This is a genomic window from Arthrobacter sp. UYCu512 (assembly GCF_040547075.1).
Classification (GTDB): Bacteria; Actinomycetota; Actinomycetes; order Actinomycetales; family Micrococcaceae; genus Arthrobacter.
On record NZ_JBEPPA010000047.1, the window covers coordinates 1 to 2,690 of the forward strand.

5 protein-coding genes are annotated in these 2,690 nt (G+C 61.3%); 4 read left to right on the forward strand and 1 reads right to left on the reverse strand.

The window, feature by feature from the left end; genetic code table 11:
* The first annotated feature begins 177 nt into the window (after positions 1-177).
* From ABIB49_RS19180 to ABIB49_RS19195, 4 genes are all read left to right on the forward strand, one after another.
* A complete protein-coding gene (locus ABIB49_RS19180) occupies positions 178-318 on the forward strand; it encodes a hypothetical protein (protein ID WP_354157648.1) in 141 nt (46 codons plus the stop codon).
* 42 nt (positions 319-360) lie between these two features.
* Positions 361-633 carry a hypothetical protein gene (locus tag ABIB49_RS19185; protein ID WP_354157649.1) on the forward strand — a complete coding sequence of 91 codons (273 nt, stop codon included), beginning with the start codon at positions 361-363 and terminating at the stop codon, positions 631-633.
* A gap of 195 nt (positions 634-828) precedes the next feature.
* Positions 829-1,140 (forward strand): hypothetical protein, encoded by a 312-nt coding sequence (locus ABIB49_RS19190; RefSeq protein WP_354157650.1) that lies wholly within the window; start codon positions 829-831, stop codon positions 1,138-1,140.
* A 356-nt stretch (positions 1,141-1,496) separates the two neighbouring features.
* Entirely contained in the window at positions 1,497-2,483 is a 987-nt protein-coding gene (locus ABIB49_RS19195; RefSeq protein ID WP_354157651.1) for a DNA methyltransferase, read from the forward strand.
* Here ABIB49_RS19195 and ABIB49_RS19200 read toward each other — a convergent pair.
* Positions 2,448-2,690, reverse strand: a 243-nt coding sequence (locus ABIB49_RS19200) for a transposase (RefSeq protein WP_502913847.1), incomplete at its 5' end; no start/stop codon positions are given. The two genes, ABIB49_RS19195 and ABIB49_RS19200, sit on opposite strands and share 36 nt — an antisense overlap.

Below are 2,690 nucleotides of genomic sequence, written 5' to 3' on the forward strand. Positions count from 1 at the left end.
AGATCCATGACCAAAGCATGACGCTGACGGGGCTCGTCCCAGGCCGACGACACGCGCTGTGAACCGTCAACATAGTCCGGTAAACAGATCATTGACGACGGGACCTTCTGCCCGGGCTTCCAGTTCCTCCCCGGCGGGCAGCTCCAGCCAACCGTCACGGCCCTCTTCCGCCGGGCCATGGAGCTGGACATCCCGCACAACTTCACCCTCTGGATGATCACCCCGTCCCGGGCCCTGGCCGGGACCCGCCCCGTCGATCACCTGAAGAAGGACCCCGCTCCCCTGCTCCGGGCGCTGGAATCCTACCGCTGGCGCTAGCGTGGCTCTTGACGGAGCCAATGGGGTGCGTAGCGTGGGGCCATGGGACTCATCTACGACAACCCAGACCTGGCAGCCCTGACACTGACGCGGCTCGCCGCGGAAGAATCCGAAGGTCCCGGCGCCCTGGAAGGGCGCATGCGGAACTACCTCGACGGCCTCGAACAACGCAACGGCCCCGCGTACCTCGAACTGGTAGCCATCACCCTCGCCCGGGTCCACCTCAAATCCCTCGACGACCTGGCCCGGGCCACCGGGGCGGACGCCGCGGCGCTTCTGGACATCGCGGAAGTCCAGGCTCTGGAGGGATTCTAGGCGCCGACAGGCATAAAGTGTTCAGGCGGAAATTACCGGCACGATCCAAGCACCCAACGGCAGCGACGAACGCGTGAGCGCCCAGGGGAAAACCTACGAAGACGCCCATCTAGCCCTCACGGACAAGATCCCGGAGGGGCATAAGCGTGTTCATCAGAAACGGCGGCCGCGGCTACGGAAAGATACGCTGATCGAATGACCGATTCACTGTTTGAAATTGCCGCGCCTGAAGGTCAAGCGCCGCTACAGCACAAGCCCATTACTGACGAACAGGTTGCTCGGATACGGGACGCCTTCACCGATGCCGGTATCCACGAGCAAGATGAGCGGAAGGCGGTGATTGAGTCTTGCGTGATTCGCTCCGTGAGCTCCCTGCGCGACCTCTACGCGACAGATGCGTATCGCGTGCTGAATCTCCTTCGGCAGCGCAGAGATGCCCTGCCGAATACGGTCGGAGGTTCGGCCTGGGACAACAGGGAAGAAGATACGTGGATTGACAAGCTCTAGCCACGAGCCGCCCCCACCCTCAGTCAAAGAGGGTTAGGGGTCCGGAGCTCTGCGATGGCCGACACTGGAACCACCAGCCGGCGACGGAGCATTCGGAGTGGATACCCAAAGGGATCCTGCTCAAAGCGGAGTGCAGAGGCGACTGCCTCTCGTCTTTTCCCTGGGACTGCCTCGCGGGCCTCACACCCATAGGGGCAGCTGCGCTGACATTCTGGCGCATATGAAGAGCAGGCCGTTTTCCCAGTGGGTGAAAGGATTCGTTCGCGCCAGCCCGCGCGGATATGGTTTGCAGTGGAGTTCGCACCACGCAGTCAGCGTGAGACGCGAACTCCTCTCATGTGAAAGTAAGGATTGAGATGTCGAGGCTTACGGACCTGCTACGGGCCGCAAAACAGCTTGACCCGCGACTTGGCAAGGATCTGGAAGAAGAAATCCTGCCCTTGCAGAAGCGTCTGCCATTCGGCCTCAACTTCGAACGGCATGCACCCGAAGCCGTCGAGCTCGCCGGCCACAAGATTCGCAAGGGAAGTAAGGTCCGGGTTCTGCCACCGCGGGGATCAAGCGCTCGTGGTGACAAGCGACTCTGGCGCGTCGACAAGGTCATCGGTGACGCCGCCGAGATCTCGCTTCTAGACAGTTCCGAGGACGAAACCGTCACGACACAGGTCGATGACCTCATCCTGGTCGCCGAGTTCCGCGACTGGATCTATCCCGGCCTGCGCCAAGACGGCACCGTGGAGTGCGGCGGGGACAAGCCATTCCACTCGGTTATAAACGGCGAGAACTTTCACGTGCTCGAACAGCTGACCTTCACCCACGAGCACGCGGTCGACGCCATCTATATCGACCCGCCCTACAACACAGGCTCGCGGGACTGGAAGTACAACAACGACTACGTCGAGGGCGACGATCTATACCGACATTCAAAGTGGCTGGCGTTCATGGAGCGGCGACTCCAGCTGGCGAAGCGTCTCCTGAAGCCAAACGACTCAGTTCTTATCGTGACAATTGATGAGAAGGAGTACCTCCGGCTTGGGCTTCTGCTGGAGCAGATATTCCCTGAGGGTCGTATCCAGATGGTGAGTATTGCAATCAGCCCTCCCGGGGCGAAGCGGGATGCAGCCTTCCGGCGAAGTGATGAATACGCCTTCTTCGTGTCATTCGGTGACGCGGCGCCTTCCCCGCTCGTGTTGTCACCTGAGTGGGATGGTGCGAAGAGGACCACAACGATGAACCTGCGGTGGGTGAGCATGATCCGCTCCGGAACCGGTGCGTTGCGACGCGATCGACCGGGGATGTTGGCGTATTCAACCGGTCGAAGCAACAGTTGCTATTGGGACTGAGCTTAGCTGGTCCGCGAAGGCTTCCGCTGGGGTGCGCCATCCTAGGACGCCGCGCGGCCGGTTGTTGATGATGTCGGCGACAGCTTGGATCTCTGGCATGCTCCAGCGGGAGATGTCGGTGCCTTTCGGGAAGTACTGCCGGAGTAGCCCATTGAGATGTTCGTTGCTCCCGCGCTGCCACGGGCTCTTCGCGTCGGCAAAGTAGAC